The 23,169-nt window shown below is 31.7% G+C and carries 24 protein-coding genes; 17 read left to right on the forward strand and 7 right to left on the reverse strand.

The genetic code is table 11. The annotated features are described in order from the left end of the window. Positions 1-174 precede the first annotated feature (174 nt). Entirely contained in the window at positions 175-774 is a 600-nt protein-coding gene (locus tag IW18_RS18060) for an REP-associated tyrosine transposase (protein WP_041519438.1), read from the forward strand. Positions 775-1,007: 233 nt separating this feature from the next. On the opposite strand, the gene IW18_RS18065 is transcribed toward IW18_RS18060, so the two are convergent. From IW18_RS18065 to IW18_RS18085, 4 genes are all read right to left on the reverse strand, one after another. Continuing rightward, complete coding sequence (locus IW18_RS18065) at positions 1,008-1,391, reverse strand: GreA/GreB family elongation factor (protein ID WP_041519488.1); 384 nt, start codon at positions 1,389-1,391, stop codon at positions 1,008-1,010. Positions 1,392-1,845: 454 nt separating this feature from the next. Next, on the reverse strand, positions 1,846-2,091 hold the full coding sequence (locus tag IW18_RS18070; protein ID WP_041519490.1) for a hypothetical protein: 246 nt from the start codon (positions 2,089-2,091) through the stop codon (positions 1,846-1,848). Between the two features lie 135 nt (positions 2,092-2,226). Then, entirely contained in the window at positions 2,227-2,988 is a 762-nt protein-coding gene (locus tag IW18_RS18075) for a response regulator transcription factor (protein WP_041519439.1), read from the reverse strand. 396 nt (positions 2,989-3,384) lie between these two features. Next, complete coding sequence (locus IW18_RS18085) at positions 3,385-3,714, reverse strand: hypothetical protein (RefSeq protein ID WP_041519442.1); 330 nt, start codon at positions 3,712-3,714, stop codon at positions 3,385-3,387. A gap of 302 nt (positions 3,715-4,016) precedes the next feature. Here IW18_RS18085 and IW18_RS18090 point away from each other — a divergent pair, with 302 nt between their 5' ends. From IW18_RS18090 to IW18_RS18145, 12 genes are all read left to right on the forward strand, one after another. Then, complete coding sequence (locus tag IW18_RS18090; protein ID WP_041519443.1) at positions 4,017-4,352, forward strand: hypothetical protein; 336 nt, start codon at positions 4,017-4,019, stop codon at positions 4,350-4,352. A 179-nt stretch (positions 4,353-4,531) separates the two neighbouring features. Further along, the gene (locus IW18_RS18095) at positions 4,532-4,876 is read left to right on the forward strand and encodes a hypothetical protein (RefSeq protein WP_041519492.1); all 345 of its coding nucleotides are present in this window, start codon (positions 4,532-4,534) and stop codon (positions 4,874-4,876) included. A gap of 74 nt (positions 4,877-4,950) precedes the next feature. Continuing rightward, complete coding sequence (locus IW18_RS18100) at positions 4,951-5,190, forward strand: hypothetical protein (protein WP_041519444.1); 240 nt, start codon at positions 4,951-4,953, stop codon at positions 5,188-5,190. Between the two features lie 121 nt (positions 5,191-5,311). Further along, positions 5,312-5,965, forward strand: a complete 654-nt coding sequence (locus IW18_RS18105) for a hypothetical protein (RefSeq protein WP_041519446.1) — start codon at positions 5,312-5,314, stop codon at positions 5,963-5,965. Positions 5,966-6,033: 68 nt separating this feature from the next. After that, the gene (locus tag IW18_RS18110) at positions 6,034-6,642 is read left to right on the forward strand and encodes a hypothetical protein (protein ID WP_123902577.1); all 609 of its coding nucleotides are present in this window, start codon (positions 6,034-6,036) and stop codon (positions 6,640-6,642) included. Between the two features lie 10 nt (positions 6,643-6,652). Then, positions 6,653-7,081, forward strand: coding sequence for a copper resistance protein NlpE N-terminal domain-containing protein (locus IW18_RS18115; protein WP_041519449.1), 429 nt, complete (start codon positions 6,653-6,655; stop codon positions 7,079-7,081). A 122-nt stretch (positions 7,082-7,203) separates the two neighbouring features. Further along, complete coding sequence (locus tag IW18_RS18120; protein WP_041519451.1) at positions 7,204-7,506, forward strand: hypothetical protein; 303 nt, start codon at positions 7,204-7,206, stop codon at positions 7,504-7,506. A gap of 58 nt (positions 7,507-7,564) precedes the next feature. Further along, positions 7,565-7,975: a DUF3997 domain-containing protein gene (locus IW18_RS18125; RefSeq protein WP_041519453.1), complete on the forward strand. Its 411-nt coding sequence runs from the start codon at positions 7,565-7,567 to the stop codon at positions 7,973-7,975. Between the two features lie 121 nt (positions 7,976-8,096). Next, positions 8,097-10,400 carry a DNA topoisomerase 3 gene (locus IW18_RS18130; RefSeq protein WP_041519455.1) on the forward strand — a complete coding sequence of 768 codons (2,304 nt, stop codon included), beginning with the start codon at positions 8,097-8,099 and terminating at the stop codon, positions 10,398-10,400. 281 nt (positions 10,401-10,681) lie between these two features. After that, positions 10,682-11,158: a DUF6265 family protein gene (locus IW18_RS18135; protein ID WP_041519456.1), complete on the forward strand. Its 477-nt coding sequence runs from the start codon at positions 10,682-10,684 to the stop codon at positions 11,156-11,158. 24 nt (positions 11,159-11,182) lie between these two features. After that, the gene (locus IW18_RS18140) at positions 11,183-11,599 is read left to right on the forward strand and encodes a DUF4844 domain-containing protein (RefSeq protein WP_240475580.1); all 417 of its coding nucleotides are present in this window, start codon (positions 11,183-11,185) and stop codon (positions 11,597-11,599) included. A 32-nt stretch (positions 11,600-11,631) separates the two neighbouring features. Beyond that, positions 11,632-12,132 (forward strand): hypothetical protein, encoded by a 501-nt coding sequence (locus tag IW18_RS18145; protein ID WP_041519458.1) that lies wholly within the window; start codon positions 11,632-11,634, stop codon positions 12,130-12,132. 43 nt (positions 12,133-12,175) lie between these two features. Here the strand turns inward: IW18_RS18145 and IW18_RS18150 are convergent, their stop codons facing one another. Beyond that, positions 12,176-13,336 (reverse strand): MFS transporter, encoded by a 1,161-nt coding sequence (locus IW18_RS18150; RefSeq protein WP_041519459.1) that lies wholly within the window; start codon positions 13,334-13,336, stop codon positions 12,176-12,178. Positions 13,337-13,531: 195 nt separating this feature from the next. Between IW18_RS18150 and IW18_RS18155 the strand changes: the two genes are divergently transcribed. From IW18_RS18155 to IW18_RS18165, 3 genes are all read left to right on the forward strand, one after another. After that, positions 13,532-14,257: a DUF4198 domain-containing protein gene (locus IW18_RS18155; RefSeq protein ID WP_041519461.1), complete on the forward strand. Its 726-nt coding sequence runs from the start codon at positions 13,532-13,534 to the stop codon at positions 14,255-14,257. Between the two features lie 283 nt (positions 14,258-14,540). Next, positions 14,541-16,847 (forward strand): TonB-dependent siderophore receptor, encoded by a 2,307-nt coding sequence (locus IW18_RS18160; RefSeq protein WP_041519462.1) that lies wholly within the window; start codon positions 14,541-14,543, stop codon positions 16,845-16,847. A 136-nt stretch (positions 16,848-16,983) separates the two neighbouring features. Then, positions 16,984-18,297 (forward strand): APC family permease, encoded by a 1,314-nt coding sequence (locus IW18_RS18165; protein WP_041519463.1) that lies wholly within the window; start codon positions 16,984-16,986, stop codon positions 18,295-18,297. Between the two features lie 399 nt (positions 18,298-18,696). Here the strand turns inward: IW18_RS18165 and IW18_RS18170 are convergent, their stop codons facing one another. Next, the gene (locus tag IW18_RS18170; protein ID WP_041519464.1) at positions 18,697-21,333 is read right to left on the reverse strand and encodes a valine--tRNA ligase; all 2,637 of its coding nucleotides are present in this window, start codon (positions 21,331-21,333) and stop codon (positions 18,697-18,699) included. 264 nt (positions 21,334-21,597) lie between these two features. Between IW18_RS18170 and IW18_RS18175 the strand changes: the two genes are divergently transcribed. Continuing rightward, positions 21,598-21,978: a DUF1573 domain-containing protein gene (locus IW18_RS18175; RefSeq protein ID WP_041519466.1), complete on the forward strand. Its 381-nt coding sequence runs from the start codon at positions 21,598-21,600 to the stop codon at positions 21,976-21,978. 90 nt (positions 21,979-22,068) lie between these two features. On the opposite strand, the gene IW18_RS18180 is transcribed toward IW18_RS18175, so the two are convergent. Then, positions 22,069-22,743 carry a hypothetical protein gene (locus IW18_RS18180; protein WP_041519467.1) on the reverse strand — a complete coding sequence of 225 codons (675 nt, stop codon included), beginning with the start codon at positions 22,741-22,743 and terminating at the stop codon, positions 22,069-22,071. Positions 22,744-23,169: the final 426 nt, after the last annotated feature.

The raw sequence follows: 23,169 nt of genomic DNA on the forward strand, positions 1-23,169 counted from the left end.
GAAAAATAAAACTTTTCTAAACTGAATATAGCAACGGGTGCGAAGTCAGGAGACTTCGCACAGCACAATAGCCTAGTCAAAATTGCCAAATAAAGTTTATTCAAATCATCCCGTAAGAAAACACATAAAGCTTTTTAATTGTAGGAAAAATATTTATTTTTACTTAAAAAATTTATGCAAGGCGGATATATAATAAGAGATCAAAATTTACCACACTTTATAACTGCAACTGTTGTTGATTGGATTGATGTTTTTTCAAGGCAAAACTATAGAGATATAGTTGTTGATTGTTTAGATTTTTGTAGAAAAAATAAATCTATGATTTTATATGGCTATGTAATTATGAGTAATCATATACATATGATTGTGCAATCTGAAAAGGGAGAATTATCAGATTTATTAAGAGATTTTAAAAAATTCACTGCTACAAAAATTATAGAAAAAATAAAATCAGATCCAGAGAGTCGACGAGAATGGATGCTAGAACGTTTTAAATCAGCTACTGAAAATCATTCGCGAAATAAAAACTATCAATTTTGGCAATACGGCAATCATCCAGAAGAAATTTATAGTTCAAAATTCATGTGGTCAAAGTTAGATTACATTCATCTTAATCCTGTTCGCGCTGGCATTGTAGAAAAAGCATCTCATTATATTTATTCTAGTGCCAGTAATTATGTTTATGATAAAGGAATATTAGAAATCGAAAAAGCCGATATCCCAATTGTTGATGTATTGAATTTGAATAACTTCACAAAGTACAATGAATATTAAAATTAAAAAAAAGTTGTAACTTAATATTGTCACGGGTACGAAGTCGGGAGACTTCGCACAGCGCTACCAGATAAATGTCTCTGACTTTATGTGTTTTTTATCATCTTACAACTATAAATTTGATAATAGTCTATTAAAAAAAAAACTCCCTAAAACATCTACATAAAAAAAACATCCCAAAAAAGAAAACTCTTTTGGGATGTTACTAATCTTAAAGCGAAAACAAACTAATATTATGCCTCTGCTTCTACTTCTACTTTTAGAATTTCTAATTTTAGATTTCCTTTTTTAGCAGGCCATTCTACAAGATCGCCCACTTTGTAACCAACCATTGCGATACCTTCATCAGAAAGAACCGAAATTTTGTTTTTGTTTGGTTTTGATTTTTCCGGACCAACAAGAAGAATCGTTTTCTCTTCGTTATTATTGTGGTCTTTATAGGTTACTCTTCGGTTAATCGAAACTATATCTTCTGGTAGGTTTCTTCTCAAAACCTGTTTTGCATGTTTTAATTCGCTCAATAACAACTCTTCTTCTTGTGGTGTTACTTTTTTTCTTCTTACGTGATCTTTAATTAAATCGTATGTTCCTGTTGTTAAAATAATATTTTCTGACATAACTTTCTTGTTTGCTTCATTTTGCATCGACGTTGCTATACAACTCTTCAATGAATATATTGTAGTTCGATTTAATTCAATGATATAACATACCCAATGAAAATGAAGGTTTAATAAATGAACTATTTACGATAAGAGTGTCCCTGTCTAGAGTTGCGACAGGGCAAAATGAATAAACTCTTTTGAGCTTTTTAAGAAAGTATCATCATGCAAATACAATAACGTGCACATTAAGCACATCAAACAGCTATTTATTAAATAAAAATTGGCAGTTACCATTATTGTAATTTTAATCTTTGGCAATATACGCATTTTTTTTCTTACAAAAAGAAGATTCTAGAGAGATAACGCTTTATCTGCTTACTCGGTAAATTTCTCCGCTCGTGAAGACAATCAAAATCAATTCCTTAAACTTTTCGGGCACGAGCGGGACGCTCGCGCTAGTCTGAGAAATTTATTCAACATCTAAATAAGGATTTAAAACTTCGGCTAATTCATTCAACCAATAAAAACTATTTTCTAGATTTACTATATTGTTTTGAAGTGTTTCATGTTCTCTCATTAATCCTAAAGCAATTATATAATTTAGTTGCCTTATTGACTTAGCCATTACTTTTGGCTCAACCGACCTATTGAAAAAATCGATTAGTTTCTTTTCAGTTTCTTTTGAAAAGGTGTTTGTATTATCAACTGTTTCCATTATTGAATTGTATTTATTCTTGTCGTTTATTTTCATCGAAACAAAACTACAAGTAATACTTTACTTTTAAGTGATCGTATACAACTGATTGTATACAACCGAAAATCCCGCTCATGAAAGCGATCAAAAACAATCTCAAATAATCTTATTGTCTTTAGCAAAAGAAAGCGCTTCGGTGAAATTTTTAACTTCAAAAGCTTCAAAAATTTTTCTTCTGTAATATTTTATCGTATCGGGAGAAACAAACATTTTTTCGGCAATCTGATTTATGGTTAAACCCTGAGCATATAACCGAAGTATTTCTAATTCTTTGTCTTTTAATTTTGATTTATTTTTTGCAATCCAGACTTTATCAGATAAATCAAATTTCCACAAAGTATCTGAACCCTGCTTATTTATAATAATGTTTCCGGCTTTTTTATTGTGTGAGATAGAAACCAGACACAAGGATTTCCAAACTGCCCCTTGCTGATTAAGAAAAAGAGGCGTTAGTTTATGATTAATAAGAATAGGTTTGTCGTATTTCCCTTTTAAATGAAAATCATAAGATATGCTGTATAATTTTCGTTCGTCATTATTAGGTAGTTTATCATAAAAATCAAATCCGGCATTGTTGATCGTGTTTAATAACTGTAGATCTTCTGTTGGAACATTCTTAAAATAGAATTCATACCCCATTTCAAGAACTTCTTCTGCAGAAAACCCACATAAAAACAAAGGATTATTAGACACGTATTCGAACTTCATTTCTTCATAATCGATTACATAAATACTTTGATACGTTATTTTTGCAAAAGATTTTACCACTTCCAAATAATTACCAAACTGAAATTTGTCAGCCTCTGATGTGGCTTCAATCTTGTTGCGGTTGAGTAAAGATTTTTTTTCATTTTCCATCTTATAAAAATACTAAAAACTACACAAAAGTGTAAAATGAATTTAAAATCTATTACTTTTTTTTGCATTAAGTTTCAACTTTTTCATTATGAGAAATAAATCAGTATCAGATTCTAGTTTAAAAGAACTAATTAAGAATAAAAAAGCGTTAAAAATAATTAGTATCGGGTTAGGCATTTTATGGATTCTTATTCTGACTTGGATCGTTAGTATACCAAAATACAAGTTAATTTTTACGCTGTTGACGATTGCCATTACAACGATAATCCCAATTTTAATTTTTATAAGTCAAATAGATTCCGAAATTAAAAAACGTAATTCGCAGAACAATTAATGAATCTTCGTAAGATTTAATCTGACCGCTTGCGCTCACTCAACAATAAAACACATACTACATTAAACCTGCAAATGCAGTTTATGCAAATCGTCTAATATCTCCATTTCATCTTCGGGAAGTAGTTGCAATGCAATTTCGAGTAAAGTCATTACATTAATATCCGATACTTTTGTTGTGTTAGACAAATTTCTAACATCGTCGTTGAGCAAAATAATACTTGCTTTAAGCAAATCTGAAACCATTAAATTTAATTCGTTGTAACAAGATACTCTTAGTGTTACGCTAAGCGAATTATCATTACTATTTTCTGGTTTTAGTTTAGTGAATTTATTAATTCTATTCATCGATTCTAAAAATTCCGTGATTTGTTCTTTATGTTGTATTTCCATGATTGAATTTTAGTTGATCGTTAATCTTTTACTCTGATTTTTCATCGAAACGAAATTACACGTTATAGATTACTTTTAAGGGATTGTATACAACCGAGTGTTTACAACCGACATTCATAATTATAGATTTATTCAAAAATTTGTGATCGGTTCCATCAAGCATTCTCTCTTAAAAAGTCACGAACGCAGACGAAATCTCCCTCCTTTTTTATGTGCAAAATTCAATAAATATTAAAAATAAGAAAAATCCTATTTTATTAATTTATTGACGTATATTCGAATAAACCGTAAATCTCTTTATTATGAAAACTATTAAACGTTTATTAGCTATTGCAATAGCTTATATTTTCTCGGGATTGTTATTTCAAAATTTTGTAGTTTTTACAATGTCGTTAGGATCGCTTTGGATCAATATTCAGTATTATTGGATATTATTTATTGGTCTGTTTCTTTCCATAATTAATTACTTTTTACCGCGTAAAGTTTTGCTTTATGTTTATGGTTTTATATTTACTTGTTGTCTTTGTTTTATGGCAATTTCGGCTATAGAATCGCTTCAGAATTTAAAACATATGTCACTATTAGTTTTCATCACAATATTTGCAGGAACAACATTTGCCATAAAAAAACGGGAATGATTTAATACGAGATTTATAAATTCATGCACGAAAAAGCAAAACAAAAAAGCTACAAGAAAATATTTTTGTAGCTTTTTAATATTTATAAAAAGAAAAAAACAATCTTTGTGTAAGCAGTTTAAAATATGATAAGAATCTCTAACCAAGACAATTCAATAGAAATAAAACCAAAACACAAAATGAACAAATTTGACTTTAATAATAAAAGTTTTGCTCTTATTCAAAACTCCGAAAATGGACAAGTAAACACCGAAACCATTTTTAATTACAAACAAGACGACAATCTTGTAACTGCCGATTATTTTGGAGGTTCTATAAAATACGGAAAAATTATTGCCGAATTAAAAGACGACAAATTAAACATGCTTTATCAATGTTTAACAACAGATAATGAATTAAAAGCCGGCAAAGCATTAGCCCAAATTGAGTTAACAGAAAATGGCAAAATCAAATTGTCTTTGGATTGGGAATGGCTAACGAACGGAAGTGAAAAAGGAAAATCTGAATACATCGAAATTGAATAAAACAAAGATGCTGTAACAGAATTAGACAATTATATTTAGCATTACGATATTTATAAAGAAACAAATCGTTAAAAATGGATTTTATAGCATTATTATCTGGTCGGATTTTATTGGAGTTTTTAGGAGCTTCAACTAGATTTCTTTATGTGAACTTAGCATGCTTACTAAACGATAACGAATTTACAACATTTTCGAGCATATGGTCGCCAACCGGAAATGCTACAAAAAAGGACGAAAACAGCTCTCGAAATCATATGATTGGTGTACTATCGTTTGGAGTAATGATATTTTTGCTAATCATTTTTAACACCTAATCTTTACCGAAAAAACTTCGCACCAGAGCATATAAGATTAAGACTTATAATATGATAATTATTTTATAGAATAATCTAGATTTGCAATCAATAATGACAAATATTACTAATTAAAAACATCATGAAAAAAATATACCTAAATCTTTTATTATTAACGCTTATTCCGTTGCAAGGCTTTTGTCAACTAAAAAAAGTTGATCCTCCGCCGATTAAAGAGGAGCTAATAATTACAGATCAAGAAGACGGGAAAATTGAAGACGGCAAATATAAATGCAACTTATTTGATTGGCAAATCGAAATTCCGGAAGGCTTTACTATAACCTCAAAAGAAAGAACAAAAGAGTTAGAAGATAAAGGCTACGAAGCGATGAAAGAACATAGTTCGCAAGGAAAAAATATTAGCCGCGCTACTACAACTTTAATCAGTTTTGAAAAAGACAAATACAATATTTTTAGTGCCAACTACGAGTCTTTAGTGGGCAAAAAAAAGATGACTTTTGACGAGTACAAAGCTTTCATGCTTAAGTTACTCGACGAAACTTATTCTGGCAAAGGAATGAAATTTGACATTAAAAGTAGTGATATGAAATTAGGGAAATATGATTTTAATAAAATTATAGTCCATTTGTACCATCCTAAAACCGATGCACTAATTTTAACTCAGGAATTTTACAGCTCTTACATCAACAATCATCTTTATACGGCAGGTCTTAATTATCAAGACGAAAATTTAGGCTATATTATGAGTTACAATTTTATGAAATCTTTTAAATAAGTTCTAAGCTTGTTCTTAGTTAAAATACTTTTTGAAACAAATAAAAATCCTTTGTCCTATCCTAAATAATGAACCTAAAAAACCATAAGTTTTTCCAGAAATATAAATATCTCAAGTATATATTATTGGCGCATCTGGCGTTTTCTATACTTCTCCTAACTTCGACCTTGGTACATGGCTTTACAAATCATGATGTTGTTGGAATTTTTAAAGCTCCTTATCAAAATTATAAAGCTTTAAACAATCCCGAAAAATACCTTCAAAAAGTGTTTTTTGTAGTCGATACCGCTTATATCGAAACACAAATATCACCAAATCGAGGCTCGGCACCTAGTCATAAAGATTACACTATTATTAAAGGTAATCTCTTGAACTCTAAAGCAAAAAGAGAAATAACATGTACATATGACGTTCTGGATAGAATTTACAGATCTCGTTACAACTATAATACTGGCGAAATAATCGTTAAAAAAGTAAAAGGAATTAATGTATGGAAAAGTACAATTAACGATGAAGTTTTTTTAGGTAATGAGAAAGCTATGAGCGCCGAAAGAGATAACGCTATCGGACATATTTATTTTCAAGTTACATTGATACCGCTTCTTATCATTTTGTTTATTTTAAAGAGAAAATCTGAAGAACGAGAACCACGAGAAAAAAAGCCATTAACAAATTAAAACCATAACTATGAAATTAACCATCACCGCTTTACTTTTAATTTTTAACCTTACTTTATTTGCGCAATCTAAACAAATTGCTGGCAATTATACACGCTCGCTTAGTGAAGAAGGAAAACACACTATTGAATATAAACTGACTTTAAATGAAGACGGAACTTTCGAATTTCATTCCTACACAAAGTTGCAAGGCGGAACTCCACCTGAAGTAAACAAATATGGAAAAGGAAAATGGAGCGTAAAAAACAATGTAGTTACTTTTTCTTCAGACAAAAAAGAGGATTTAAACTCAAAATATACTTTAGATTTTAGCAATTCTACTGCAAGATTTATTACCAAAAAACCTAGAGACAAAACAGATCAAATCGTAAAAACCAGACTTACGTTTCTTGATTCTAAAATGTTCTGGTTAAAAGGAATTGATATTTTTAAAATATAATTTCAAAGATATTCCATTAGCTTTTTGTTTAATTTCGATATCATTATAAAAGAATTTTAAATTTACTTTGTAATTCAAAGTACTTTCTTTATATTTAAAATATAATCTTAATCTTTATTAAGATGGAATCAAAATCATTTAGCATTGTTACCTCGATTTCGATAGTATTGGCAGTTACAGCAACAATATTTAGTCTAATTGGTATTACAATTACTGGTTTTTATCCAGGAATTATTGTTTTACTTTTAGTCACATTGATTGCAGTTGCTTCTAAGTTTTACGGCAAAAAAATAAGCAATCACTCTCAGGACTTTCAGAAAAATTACTACACGATCTTAACAATAATTAATGTACTTCTAATTGTAATTATTTTATGGATGTCGTTTGTAATTGTTCATGATCGTATTCTTCACGACTGTTGTTAATTTCTATTTAGACAGCGATATCTAATAAGCAAAATGGCTGAAAAACAGTAAAAAACATATGCGGAAATTTATTTTTACAATTTTAATTTCAATTATATTAATCTCCTGTTTTGGTTTATTTGATAGTGATTCAGATACTATTGTTGATGATTATAAAGTGAGCTGGATTGATATACGTGAAACAAGATCTTTAAATAAAGGAGAAAGATTAGTTCCACCTTATGTTTATGCCGTTGGACATAATTCAAAATATATTTATGCCAAACAACATCCTCTTCTTGAAAATACAAAAGAAAAAATAGATCTAAAAATAACGTACTACTATATTTTAGAGCGTACAAAAAATACTTTTCAAGATAAAACAATAATTGGACCTTTGAGTAAAATTGACTTTGAAAAAAGATGCAGAGAACTTGCTATAAAAGATATTGAGTTTGATTTAACTTATCCTACTAATTTATACTTCTGACTATGAGATTGCTTCGTTCCTCGCAAAGACTTATTAGATCGCGCATTCGTAATTGCTTAAGATTTCATTTCGATACCAAATTCTAAATCCTTAATTTCGCCTTTAATTAAGAAGGAGAAAAATGAAGGTCTGTATTGCTGAAAAACCAAGTGTAGCACGAGAAATCGCATCCGTTTTGGGAGCCAATACCAAACACGATGGCTATTTTGAAGGAAATGGTTATGCGGTAACCTACACTTTTGGGCATTTATGTACCTTAAAAGAACCTAACGATTACAAACCACACTGGAAAAGCTGGGATTTGAACAATCTACCTATGCTTCCCGAAAAATTTGAAACCAAAGTAGTTGAAAATTCAGGAATTCAGAAGCAATTTAAAATTGTAAAAAACCTATTCGACAAAGCCGAAGTTGTTATAAACTGCGGGGATGCCGGGCAAGAAGGAGAATTGATACAGCGTTGGGTAATGAACGAAGCCAATTACAAAGGCGAAGTACAACGTTTATGGATTTCGTCCTTAACAACGGAAGCCATAAAAGAAGGTTTTGATAACCTAAAACCCGCTACAAACTACGATAATTTATTTTATGCAGGATTTTCAAGAGCCATTGGCGATTGGCTTCTTGGTATGAATGCAACGCGTTTATATACCGTAAAACATGGCGGTTATAAACAAGTTTTATCTATTGGACGTGTACAAACGCCAACTCTGGCAATGGTTGTTGATCGCTGGAAAGAAATTGAAAATTTTAAACCTCAGCCTTATTGGGAATTACAGACTTTATACAGAGAAACTCTTTTTAGTTATGAAGAAGGTCGTTTCCTAAAAAAAGAAGACGGAGAACTTCTGGCCAATAAAGTAAAAGAAAGTGATTTCGAAATTGTTTCTGTCGATAAAAAAAACGGAAACGAATACGCACCAAAACTATTTGATTTAACGGGTTTGCAAGTGTATTGTAACACTAAGTTTGGATTCTCGGCAGATGAAACCCTTAAAATTGTACAAACGTTGTACGAACAAAAAGTAGTTACATACCCAAGAGTTGATACTACTTTTTTACCAAATGATATTTACCCAAAAGTACCGGGAATTCTGCAAAAATTAACCAAATATGCAACGCTAACGCAACCACTTTTAGAAAAAAAGATTAAAAAATCACCTAAGGTTTTCAACGATAAAAAAGTTACAGATCACCACGCGATTATTCCAACCGGAATAGAAAGCAATTTGCAATACAATCAGCAGCAAGTATACGATATTATTACAAAGCGTTTTATTGCTGTATTTTATGATGATTGTTTAGTTGCCAATACTACAGTAATTGGAAAAGCTGCCGAAGTACATTTTAAAACCACCGGAAAAGAAATCCTAAAAAAAGGATTCCGTGTTGTGTTTGAAGATCCAAATGCCAAAGAAAAAGAAGCCGATTTGTTACCCAGTTTTATTGTGGGAGAAAAAGGTCCGCATGAGCCTTCGTTTCTGGAAAAAGAAACCAAACCACCCAATCAGTTTACAGAGGCTACTTTACTGCGTGCCATGGAAACCGCAGGAAAACAAGTCGATGACGAAGATTTACGCGAATTGATGAAAGAAAACGGTATTGGACGTCCGTCGACACGTGCAAATATTATCGAAACACTTTTTAAGCGTCAATATATTGTTCGAAACAAAAAACAGGTTTTACCTACTCCAACAGGAATTCAGCTAATTGATACGATTCAGAATGAGTTAATCAAATCGGCGGAATTAACGGGTTCTTGGGAAAAGCAGTTGAAAGATATCGAAAAGGGAACTTTTACTGCGGGAGCTTTCATTAAAAACATGAAACGAATGGTTGAAGCTTTGGTTACAGAAGTACGAAGCGAAACCAGACGCGCCAATATCTCGCATGCAGCAACTGTTGAAAAAGAAGTTGTAAAAGTAGAGAAAAAGAAAGCCGCAGGAATTTTAGCAGAAACTTGTCCAAAATGTAAAAAAGGAACACTTATAAAAGGAAAATCTGCTTACGGATGCAGCGAATACAAAGCTGGTTGTGATTTTCTGTTGCCTAATACTTTTGAAGGAAAAAAGATTTCTGAAAGTCAATATTTGCGATTGGTTCAAAAAGGATCAACTGTAAATATAAAAGGTTTTAAAATAGATTCAGATACGGTAGAAGGTTTGATTCGCTTTGAAGAAAATTACAAACTGAAATTAGAACCCAAGAAAACAACTCCAAAAGCAAAACCAGAAGCTACATCTGATGCTTTAACGTGTCCGAAATGTAAAAAAGGAACCGTAATGAAAGGAAAAACAGCTTATGGTTGTGGCGATTATAAATTGGGCTGCGATTTTAAAGTTTCTTTTGATGATGTTAGAGCCAAACTAAAAGATCAAAAACCAACCAAAGAATTGGTTTATTCTATTTTGCAGGAAAGCATTTAAGTTTTTTTAGCCACTGATTAAAGGATTGAAATGATTTTTTGTCGCAAATTTTACAAATTTTCGCGAATTATTTTTTTTTCGGATTCTGCAAGATTTGCGTAATTATTTAAATCTGCATTCGACCGCTTTAATCTTTTTAAATACTTATGAAACAAAAATCTTTTTAATCCTTTAATCTGTGGCATATTTTTTCATTCGCATAAAACAATTAATTCGTGAAAATTTGTGAAATTCGTGGCAAACTTTTTTTTCATACTTTAGTACAATCAAAACTCATAAATATGTTTCAGAAAATTACTCTTTTAATGCTTGTATTAGCAGTTGTTTCTTGTCAAAAAAAGGAATCTGTCGAAAAAGATAAAATCAAAATAGCCGACTGGTTAATAGGAAATTGGGAAAACACTTCGACAGATGGCGTACTTACTGAAAACTGGCAAAAACTAAACGATAGTACTTTTAGCGCTGCATCATATTTTATAAAAGGAAAAGATACCATTCATTTCGAAAGTATTGTTTTATCTCAAAAAGGTGAAACATTAACTTATATCGCTACTGTAAAAGGTCAAAATGACGATAAACCAGTTGAGTTTCCATCAACAGCCGAATCTGACAAACAATTGGTTTTTGAAAATCCTAAACACGATTATCCGCAAAAAATCACTTATACAAAAGGAGCTAATAATACTTTGACGGCTGAAATTTCTGGTAATTTACAAGGAAAACCGAGTTCTGAGAAATTTGTAATGACGAAGAAGTAAATGTCAAGTATTAAAAAAATACTTTTGACACCTATATTTCTCTTGTTTGTATATTGTGGACAAGGTCAAATAAAAACTCCAATTGGTGCAATGAAAAAATTTGAGGCATTTAAAAATAAAGAAAAGTTTATCGCAGATAATACTATTTTTTATCCCGGAATTGGTGATCCAAAATTAAAACCGATTTTAACGGAAAAAATTAATTTGGCTTCAGATGATTTCAAAAAGGTTGCCGAATCAAATAATGCAACAGATAAAGATTATCAAAATGCTATTAAAAAAGGGCTACAAAGATTTTCTGAAATTTATCTTGATCTAGATACTGAAAACAGAGAACGCATTTGTAGTTATTTTGAAGAACTCATGGATATCGTTGGACTTGAAATCTCTAATGGTCTATTAAATGATTTTATGTATGATTTTGATCCTCAGAAAAATTAAAAGAATCCTCAAAACAAATATCTAAAACAAAAATGCAAAGAATAGATAAGCAAATTAAAGCCCTTGGAATTTATCAAATTGTAGGTGGTATCATTGGAATTATCTTAATTATGTATTTTGCAGGCAAAGCAAGTATTTTTAATATTTCAATAGTAAAAATAACGCTCCTCTTCTTAGCTCTTTATTCATTTTCAATCTATTGCGGATTCTTATTACTTAACAAAAATTATACTAGAGGTTTTAATTTATCAATTTTTAATCAGGCACTGCAAATAATCAGTTTTTCAGTTTTAGGATTCACTTTTCAATATGCATCTGGAATCTACCTCAGCTTTGGTTTGAATTTAACTACTGATACTTTAATTACTTATAATTCGGGATTAACAGCTTTTAATTATAAAATAAATTCTGATCCGGAAGTTGCTGCATTTAGTCTAAATATTATCGCTCTAATTTTGATTAACTTCTTTTTTAATTTGAAAGAAAAAATTATAAGACAGAAAGACGAATTATCTGAAATTGGACAATCATAATTTAGAAAAAAAACTAAGAAACTCAGCAACTTAAAAAATTAACCTACTCGTTCTCTCCGATTTTATTCACCATAAAAATCATAAGTAATCCTAAAAGCGCCATTACTAAAAATGCCCATTTCATACTTAAATATTCGGAGATAAAACCTACCATTGGCGGAACCAATAAAAAACCAAGATAACCAATTGTAGAAATTGAAGTTAAAGCAGAACCGCTGCTTAGTTTTGATGATCTTCCGGCAATACTAAACACTAACGGAACTACACACGAAACTCCAAACCCGATTAAAACGTAACCAAAAATAGTTGGGTAAGCATATGGCAGAATAAAACAAATACCAAATCCTACGGTAATTAAAATTCCGCTGTAAAATAGTATTCGTTTCGTACCAAATTTCATTACACCATAATCGCCAAACAAACGTCCTAAAGTTACGGCCGATGCAAAAAAGACAAATGCAGCACTGGTTAACTTGGGAGAAGCTTTTAATATGTTTTCGAAGTAAATACCGCTCCAATCGTACATGGTATTTTCGCAAGCCATAGACACAAAACAAATTAGGGCAAACTTAACCAGATTTTTTTCCGGCATCGAAAAGAACTTCTTTTTAACGGGTACTGGCTGATTGTGAATACTCAGCGGATAAAAAAAAGCCGTAAGAGCCAGCATAAAAACACTTACTCCCAATAAATGATGCGATGGCGCAATATGTTGTGTTACCATTACATAACCCAAACCTGCTCCGGCAAAAACCGCTATACTCCAAACCGCATGAAAACGGGTTATAATAGAATGCGGATATAATTTTTGAACCTCTAGAGATTGAGCATTAATTGATAAGTTGAAAATATTTCGAGAAGCACCAAAGATTAAAAGTACAATAACCAACTGCCATACAAAAGCTACTAAACCAGGCAAAGACAATACAATATTGAACATGATTGCTCCAAGCAACATGACGTAACGGCTACTATATTTATTTAATAGCTTTCCTGTAAAAGGCATTGTAAGCATTAAACCAATTGGAAATGCAAATAAAACTGCCCCAAACTCAGCTTCGGATAAATGCAATTGTGCTTGTATATGCGGAATACGAGATACCCAAGACGAATATCCAAATCCCGAAAGAAAGAAAAATACAGTATTGGCTAAACGGAATCCTTTTGGCGAATTCTGGAATTTTTTCAGGAATGGTAAAATCATTTGATAAGTTTCATTTTTTCAGATTGCAAAATTAAGGTTTTAAACCCAATCTATCAGAAGATTGTCCTTTCAAATTTTTATATCTATTTTACTTTCACGTAAACAACTATTTGTATTTATTCTAAATAAATATTGTAAAATTAATTTTAACCTTTACATTTGTCTAAATAAATATTAACCCATTAAATCCATATTATGAAATTTAAAACTTTAAAATCAATAACATTTTTACTTTTAATGTTAGTTGCAAGTCCTTCAATATTTGCTCATGCGCTTTGGATTGAAACTAAAGCAACTGGTACAAAAGGAAAAGCACAGGAAATTTCAGTTTTCTTTGGAGAATTCTCAGATAACGATATTACTGCATCTGCAAAATGGTTCTCAGATTTAAAAGATTTTTCGTTAGTTGTTATTAGTCCTTCAAAAAAAGAGACTAAACTTACTGCTAAAGCTTTAGAAAATAAGTATCAAGCTTTTTTTACTCCTGATGAAGATGGGGTTTACACTATAGCAATGCATCATACTGTAAAAGATGTTTACGGAACTATGAAATTAGATTATAATTCTAGTGCGACCGTAACAGTTGGCAATGCTACAAAAGGAAACGAAGCGACTGTAAACTCAAATATTATTAGTTTATTTTCTAAAGAAGCAACAACTGCAAAACAAAAAACTACTATAAATGTAAATGCGCTTTATGAGGGAAAAATTGCCGACAAGCAAAAAATAAAAGTAATTGCTCCAAATGGCTGGGAAAAAGAATTATGGAGTAATGATAAAGGCGAAATCTCATTTACACCACTTTGGTCAGGAAATTATATGGTAGAGTTTGCTTACACCGAAAAAGCTCCGGGTGAACATAACGGCAAAAAATACGATGAAGTATGGAAAATGGCTACTTACTTAATTTCTGTTAAATAGTATATCAAACTTCTTACTTTAAATAAAAATATTGCCAATCAAACCTTGTTCAGAAGAACAAGGTTTTTTTATTACAATCCGTTTTCACTTTATATAAGTCTATTTTTATTTAGAACAACTCTAGTTAATATATGTTAAAAACGAGAATTGCAAAATTCTAATGTAATCTTAATGATAAATTAAGACAATATTAAGGAATAAAACTTCTTAATAAATTTTGTTAAAGCATAAATGTGACCTTATATTTGCAAAAAGTTATTTTTATTAAATCTAAATAAATACCATGAAATATAATTTACTTTTAGCCTTATCGTTGATAAGTTTTGCATCTTATAGTCAGGATTATGCAAAAGCAGAAAACACTTCAACTTTAAATGATACTGTAAAGAACAAAAAAGGTGAAACTTTAAACGAAGTTTTAATTACTACAAATAAACCAAAAAAGCCAATCGAAGCGGCTCGTTCAGGAATTAAAGTAATGGATTTACCGCAAAGTGTTCAAATTATTGGTAGTGAAATAATAGAAGAACAACAAGCAATTAGATTAAGCGAAGTAGTAAAAAACTTAAATGGAGTTTATGTTGGATCTGCTCGTGGTGGTGCTCAGGAATCTTTCTTTTCAAGAGGATATGACATGAGTGCAAACAATATGTTTAAAAATGGTTTTCGTTATAATGCAGGGTCTATTCCTGAAGTTTCATCTTTAGAAAAAGTAGAATTCTTAAAAGGGGGTTCTGCTTTATTGTACGGAAATGTTGCGCCAGGAGGAATTATGAACTTGGTTACAAAAACACCAAAATTTACACAAGGTGGCGAATTATCAATGCAAATGGGAAGTTATTCTTTCTATAAGCCATCTTTGGATATTTATGGCCCATTAAACAAATCTATTGCTTATAGATTTACAGCTTCTTACGAAAATTCAGAAAGCTTTAGAGATTTTGTAAAAAACGAACGTATTTATATTAATCCTTCGTTCTTATTTAAACTTAGCGATAAAACTCAAATTACATTACAAGGAGATTATCTAAGTGCTGACTGGACTCCTGATTTTGGAACTGGAATTGTTGGTAAAACAATTTTAGACTTACCACGTAACGAATTTTACGGAGCACTTTGGTCTACAGCAAATACAAAATCATCTAGTGCATCGATGTTATTTAACCATGATTTTAATTCTAATTGGAAATTAAACTTTAATTCTTCTTATCAATCATACCGCAGAACGCAAACTTCTACAGCACAATTAAGTACTGTTGAGGCTAACGGAAACTGGAAACGTGGTCTAACAAGATCTGACGGTGCAGAACAAATTTTTGCTGATCAATTGAGTTTGCAAGGAACTTTTAAAACTGGAAGCATCAAACATCAAATTTTTACTGGTGTTGATTACGAAAATTCAATAGCTCCAAGTTACACTTATGGTTTTTATGCAACACCAACTTCTACAACAGCAATTACAACTGAGGCCACAGCAATAAACCTTTTTAATTACGATTATAGCACACAAAGCCTTAATGTACCTTACCCAACCAGAGCAACTCAATTGGCTACTACAAACACACAACGTTTTGGAGCATATGCTCAGGATTTAATTTCTGTTACAGATTATGTAAAAGTTTTAGCAGGATTACGTTGGTCATGGCAAGAAAGTGATGTTACAACATCTAAAGAAGTAATAGGAAAAGTCAATGGTGTAGATGCTATTACAACTTCACTTGATAATTCTACACCAGTTACAACCCCTAAAACATTAAACAGAGCATATTCTCCTAAAGCAGGTTTGGTAATTCAGCCAAGTAAAGACATGTCTTTGTTCGCAAGTTACTCTAACTCTTTTACACCAAATACAGGAACAACAGTAGACTTAAAACCTTTAGATCCATCTATTATTGATCAATATGAAGTGGGTATCAAAAAAGATTTTTGGAAAGGTCTTTTGAGCACAAACGTTACTTTGTACCAAATATCTAATAATAATTTAGCGCAAACGGCACAATTCTTAGCAGATGGTGTTACACAAAATGCTACTACTACTCTTAAAGAATTAGTTGGAGCAACAAAAGGAAAAGGAGTTGAGATAGATATTACAGCTCAACCTGTAGAAGGATTAAACATTATGGCTGGTTATAGCTTTAATGAAACTAAAGTATCTAAATCATCTGGAACAAACGGTAGTTTAGTTGTTGGCGATATTTTGGCAAGAACTCCAAGAAACACAGCTAACTTGAGCTTTTTCTACAAATTGCCAAGTGGTTTATTAAAAGGTTTGGCCTTTGGAGCTATTGCAAATTATGTGGGTGATCGTACTGGAGGTTGGAATGATGATTATTTATGGACAGAAGTTAAACCAACTCCTGCAAATCCAAACCCAGATCCTAAATACATTGTAACAATTAGAGATCGTGATATTCCATTAAAAGGTTACACAACTATCGATGCTTCATTAGGATACGAATGGAGAAAAATTTCAATCTTATGCAGATTATCAAACATTACAAATGAGTTGAATTACACTGTTCACGAAAATTATAGTGTAAACCCTATCGCACCTCGTCAAATTATGACAAGTTTGAGATACAAATTCTAAAACATTGAATTAGATTATATAATACCGCAAGAAAACCTCGTTTAGCAATAGACGAGGTTTTTTATTTTAAAAAAGAAAATGCTTTAATTGTGTTACTTTTATAGTCTTAAATAATTCCAAACAAAATTCTTAAAATATGTCAGATTCCAAAAAGAACCAATTACAAAAAACTTTAGGATTCAGCTTTAATATTGCTGTATTAATTGGAGGAACTATTGGAGTTGGAATTTTGCGAACTCCTGGCGAAATCGCCGCCATGTTAGACAGTTATTGGCTGATTATTGCTTCTTGGCTCTTTGGTGGTTTATTTGTGTTAATAGGTGCCAATTCATACGCTGAACTGGCAACAATGTTGCCTAAAGCTGGAGGATCTTACAATTATATTAAAAAGGCCTTTGGCAATTATGCCGGTTTCCTTTCGGGTTGGTACGATTATATTACCAATGCCATTCCACCTGCTTTTTATTGTATTGTAATTAGTGAATATATTATTATTTTATTTCCGAGTCTTAAAAACTATTCGACCGAAATGGCTATTTCTCTACTAATCGCTTTTGTGTTTTTGCATTTAAGCGGAGTAAAAAACGGAAGTACGATTCAACAAATTACCAGTTTATTAAAAGTTATTTGTTTTTTTGCCTTAGTCGTCGCTTGTTTTATGTATTCGGGCGTGAAATTAGAACCAATTCCAAAAAATGATACAGCGGTTCAAATTGGTTTAATCTTTGGCTTTTTTAAATCACTTCAGCTTATCATCGGAACTTATAATGGTTGGAATGCTGTTTGCTTTTTTGCCGAAGAAAATGATGATCCGGGCAAAAATATTCCGAAATCTTTGTTTAGCGGAGTTTTACTGGTTATTGCCATTTACGTTTTAATAAACGTTGCTTTTTTTTGTATTCTGCCAGTCGAAAATGTAGCAAAATCTAATTTGGCTGCCGCCGATGTTGCCAATATTATCTTTGGAAAAAATGGTGCCATTATCGTTACGGTAATTTCAATTTTCTCTTTAATAAGTATTCTGAATGCTTTTATGATGATTCCGCCAAGAATTTTGTACGGATTAAGTCGTGATGGCTTTTTTATTAAAAAAGGAACAACAGTAAACAAAGGCGGAACTCCAATTGTAGCGCTATTGATTTCTTCTTTATTTAGTTTGTTTTTGATTTGTATTGGTTCATTCAAAATCCTTTTTTCATTCGCCGCTTTTACCTCTATTATTGTTTGGGGATTAGCTTATTGCTCTCTTTTAAAATTAAGAGTTTCAGAACCTGATTTACCTCGACCATATCGCTCGTTTTGGTATCCATGGACCACTATTCTGGCTATTATAGTTTCATTAGCATTACTTATTGGATTTATTTTTAGTGATCCTCAAAACTTCATGATTATTATAGGTATTACGGCAATTTCTTATCCTTTGTTTTTGGTATTAAAAAAAAGGAAGTAACACCTATTTTGTCATTTCGACGAAGGAGAAATCTTCGCAAGTAGCTCGACAAAGATTGGCGACAATATTGAACGCGGATGACGCGGATTCGCTTTGCGAAAACGCAGATTAAAACGGATTTTATCAGTTCAATCTTGTCATTTCTCCTTTTAATCGAAATAACAAAACCTTTATCCTTAATAAATCTCAGAACTGTGCCGTTGCAGGAGATTTGTTCATCATAGCGTTCCAGAGGAACAAATTATATTGTAGGGATGGATTTCAATCCGTCCTTCGCAATCAAAATCGTCAATCTTTGTCGAGCTTCTTATGTGATTTCTCCTTCTTCGAAATGACAAAAGTCTACAAAAAAAGCTGTCCATTTGGACAGCTTTTATATTTAAAAAGAAAATCTAATTCTTATTTCAAACCAGCAATACTTTGCTCGATTGTAGCAATTTTTGCTAAAGCATCAGCCTCTTTTTGTTTTTCGTTTGCTAATACTTTTTCTGGTGCTCCGCCAACAAATTTCTCGTTTGATAACTTTGCCTGAACAGATTTTAAGAAACCTTGTGTATAAACTAACTCTGCAGTTAATTTTGCAACCTCAGCTTCAACATCAATGTTTCCTCCAGAAATCGGAATGAAATATTCATTTGATTTTACACGGAACGATAATGCTCCATCAACTTTTGCTGAAACGTATTCGAAAGCTGAAATATTTCCTAATTTCGTTACGATTGAATCAAAATAAGTCGAGATATTCTCGCTGTTGATTGCTTTTAATTCGATAGCATCTTTAAACGGAATATTTTTATCTTTTCTAATGGTTCTAATTCCTGAAATTACTTCGATTGTATTTTCAAAATCAGATATTAAAGTTGCATTAAACGATTTTAATTCTGGCCAAGTCGAAACAATCAAAGCTTCTTCCGGAGTTCTATCGGCAATTAAATGCCAAATTTCCTCCGTTAAGAAAGGCATAAAAGGGTGAAGTAATTTCAAGTTGCTTTCAAGCATTTCGATAGCTTTATCAAACGTAGCTTTATCAATTGGTTGTTGGTAAGCTGGCTTGATCATTTCAAGGAACCAAGAACAGAAATCATCCCAAACCAATTTATAAATCGCCATTAATGAATCTGAAATTCTGTATTTTTCAAAATTATCTTCAATGTCAACCAAAGTTTGCTGCAATTTAGCTTCGTACCATTCTATTGCTACTTTTGATGATTCTGGTTGCGCGATAGTTTCAGAAACTTCCCAACCTTTAATCAATTTAAAAGCATTCCAAATCTTGTTTGAAAACGCTTTTCCTTGATTACATAATTCTTCATCAAACATAATATCGTTTCCAGCAGAAGCGCTCAAAAGCAATCCTACACGAACACCATCTGCACCAAATTTCTCGATCAAGTCTAAAGGATCAGGAGAGTTTCCTAATGATTTAGACATTTTACGACGTTGTTTGTCACGAACTAAACCTGTTAAATATACATTTGTAAATGGTTTTTCGCCTGCATATTCATAACCTGCAATAATCATTCGGGCAACCCAGAAAAATAAAATATCTGGACCTGTAACTAAGTCATTTGTTGGATAGTAATATTTGTAATCTGCACTTTCCGGATCCATGATTCCGCCAAAAACTGACATCGGCCAAAGCCAAGATGAAAACCAAGTATCCAAGGCATCAACATCTTGTCTTAAATTGTTAATGGTTAATTGTGAATTGTTAGTTCTTTCTTGTGCTAATTTTAAAGCGTCTTCGATATTTTCTGCAACAACGAAATCTTCTTTTCCGTCTCCGTAATAGTAAGCAGGAATTTGTTGTCCCCACCATAATTGACGAGAAATATTCCAATCGCGAATATTGTTTAACCAATGCGCGTAAGTATTTTCGAAACGTTTTGGGTGCAATTTAATATCGCCGTCAACCAAAACCGATTTAATTGCCGGTTTTACTAAATCTTCCATTTTCAAAAACCATTGATCTGATAATCTTGGTTCGATTACAGCTTTGGTTCTTTCAGATGTTCCAACTTTATTTAAATGGATTTCGGTTTTTGCCAAAGCTCCAATTTCTTCTAACTCTTTTGCAATTTCAGTACGAACCACAAAACGGTCTTTTCCTTGATAATGCAATCCGAAACTATTTAATGTAGCATCTTCATTAAAAATATCAACGATTTCAAGATTGTGCTTCTCTCCTAGCGTTTTATCATTCATGTCGTGCGCCGGAGTTACTTTTAAACATCCGGTTCCGAATTCTACATCAACATATTCATCTTCAATAATAGGAATTACTCTACCACAAATAGGAACGATCGCTTTTTTACCTTTTAAGTGTGCAAAACGCTCGTCGTTTGGATTGATACAAATAGCAGTATCTCCAAAAATAGTTTCCGGACGCGTTGTTGCAATGGTTAAAAATTCCTCGCTTCCCTCAATTTTATAATTAAGGAAAAATAATTTCCCTTGTTGTTCTTCATAAATAACTTCTTCGTCAGACAAAGTTGTTTTTGCTTCAGGATCCCAGTTTACCATACGGTAACCTCTATAGATTAATCCTTTATTATATAGGTCTACAAATGATTTAATTACAGATGCCGACATATCAGGATCCATTGTAAATTTAGTTCGCTCCCAGTCGCAAGAAGCTCCCAGTTTTTTAAGCTGATCCAAGATTACACCACCGTATTTATCTGTCCATTCCCAAGCGTGAGCTAAAAATTCTTCGCGAGTTAAATCATTTTTATTGATTCCTTCTGCTTTTAATTTTGCTACAACTTTTGCCTCAGTCGCAATAGATGCGTGATCTGTTCCCGGAACCCAACATGCATTGAATCCTTTAAGACGTGCGCGACGAATTAAAACATCCTGAATTGTATTGTTCAACATATGCCCCATGTGAAGGACTCCAGTGACGTTTGGCGGAGGAATTACAATTGTATAAGGCGTTCTATGATCTGGCTCAGAATGAAAATAATTGTTTTTCATCCAGTAATCATACCATTTGTTCTCGATCGTTTTAGCGTCAAATTGTGCTGGAATACTCATTTATTAGGATTGTTTATTCGTTAATTTGTTTAACTGTTGAATCGTTTTTTTGTTTAACTGTTTTTGCTTTGCGAACAATGCTTACCTATCATCAATCGATTAAACGAATTAACGATTAAACAATTAAACAAAAAATTGGTTCAATTTTTGTAATTATAACTGACAGCAAAAGTAAATAATTAAGTACAGTATAAAAAGAGAAATAATAATTTGTGTATTAATTAAAACAAAGTATATTTACTTACAACTTAAAAACAATTTCAAATGAAAAATGTAGCCTCTTTTATTGTAATCGCATTGTTTTGTACAATAGGTTATGCTCAAAACGGCCCAAAAATTGAATTTGCAGCCCAAGACAATACAATTGATTACGGAAAAATCTCAAAAGGTGACAATGGAGTTCGCTCTTTTGAATTTACAAACACGGGCGATGCGCCTCTTTTAATTACAGGTGCAGAATCTACAGTAAGTTCTATTGTTGTTACTAAACCTGCCGACGCAGTTATGCCAGGAAAAAAAGGTAAAATTGATGTAAAATACAACATGGTTACTGGCCCAATTCGTAAAACAATTACGGTTGAAACTAACGCCGTAAACTATCCTGATGGTAGAGTTGCCTTAAAAATTAAAGGTGAAGTTTTATAAAAAAACAAAATCATAAATATAGCAAAAGCCGTTTCTAATTTAAGAAACGGCTTTTTTTTTAGCTTATGGTTACAAAAATATAATTGCTAATTAATTGTTTACTGTAATTTTAAAAGATGACAACTGATCGTTCCATCTTATTTTTTTAGGAAACCTGTTCTTTAAAGTATAGTTTCTTAAATTCGTGACATTAACTTCCAATTCATCAAGAGGAAAAGTTACTGAAGCTCCTTCAAAGTTTTTATCTCTAAATAGCGTTACATTATATTTATTTACCTGATCTACTTTGGCTAAGAACGAACTTATTTTATCGTTAAATCCGTTATAAATCGAAATATCAGGAACTTCTAATCCATCTTCAAATATTGGAAACCCCGCACTAGTCCCTAAATTATTAATATCGTGATAAAAGATAATTTTATTATTTTGATTCGCTGATTTTGAAGTCGAATTATTTTTTTTAGTCAAACTCAACGTTTCTTCCAAATCTTTATAACTGTCGTAAAAAGTAAGACTTCCATCGGCATTTACATAAGTAGCTAAATTTGATAAATTTTGTATTTTTTGATATTGGGCAGCCGCAGTTTGATTGTCTAATACAAGAGTTCCATCGTTGTTCAATTTATAATTAGACTCGTATGATTTTCCGTTATATAAAAACTTTACGGAAGCATTCTTGTCAAGATTTGAAGATGCAACTTCATCATTACTACTACAAGACCACAATAAGCTTAAAGCTATAATACAAAATAATGTTTTTTTCATTTTTTAACTGACTTAGATTAGAGACAAATATAATAATCTCATAATTAACAACACTTGTTTTCTTACAGAATCACCTGAATTAAAAAACAAGAAAAGCCGTTTCTAAATAAGAAAACGGCTTTTGATATTATAAAAATATAGTAAGATTAAAAAAAACTTCAGCTCTACTCAAAGTAACCACAGCCATTGTCATTTCGACGAAGGAGAAATCTCCGCAAGTAACTCCGTAACGAAAACCTAATCTTTGTCGAGCTTCTCGCGGAGATTTCTCCTTCGTCGAAATGACAAAGATTGCAACCCTTATTTTATTTTTTACATTCTGTTGGATCGAATTTATACTTTACATGATCAAAATCAATTGGTTTATCTTTTACAATATAGGTCACTCCCATTGTTGTTTGCATCGTTCCGTTTCCTAAAATAAGT

Origin of the sequence: Flavobacterium hibernum, from assembly GCF_000832125.1 — a bacterium.
In the GTDB taxonomy this organism is placed as follows: Bacteria; Bacteroidota; Bacteroidia; order Flavobacteriales; family Flavobacteriaceae; genus Flavobacterium; species Flavobacterium hibernum.